We start from the raw sequence: 442 nt of genomic DNA, 5'->3' as shown, positions 1-442 counted from the left end.
TTTCCTGTCCTCCTCGGACCAGCTCTTGTAGTCCAGCAGTTGATCTGCCTGGCTAATGGCTCGCTCTGGTTCTTGGGTAAAGGGCTTGTTGCCGAAAAACTCTAACCACGGCTTGCGAACCTTGTCTTTGCTGGTTTCTCTGTATTTTTTTAGTTCCAAGAAAGCCATCTTAACCAGATGGTTTTCTTGTCCGTTATTGGTAATGGTTAAAACCTCACCTGTAGTGTCCTCTCGCATGCTAAAGCTATGAAAAGCCAAATCATCTGAGAAGTAGTTGCTATCCACAATTGCGATAGCGTAAACAGGTGCGATGTGTTTGTAACTTTGATGAGTATTGCCTTCTTGTTGGCGGATTTTTTCAAGATTTTGATTGACCTGACTACACAGGTAAGCCCACAGGCGATTGATGAAAAAATTCTGATGATGAACTTGAATTTCAATG

1 protein-coding gene is annotated in these 442 nt (G+C 42.8%); it reads right to left on the bottom strand.

Features of this window, described 5'->3' with window-relative positions; all coding sequences use genetic code 11:
* A partial coding sequence (locus ADI58_RS00705; protein ID WP_049521081.1) for a PD-(D/E)XK nuclease family transposase occupies positions 1-442 on the bottom strand: 442 nt, incomplete at both ends.

It is taken from the genome of Streptococcus mitis (assembly GCF_001074635.1).
GTDB classification, from domain to species: Bacteria; Bacillota; Bacilli; order Lactobacillales; family Streptococcaceae; genus Streptococcus; species Streptococcus mitis_E.
This window is presented reverse-complemented; position numbering and strand designations above follow the sequence as displayed.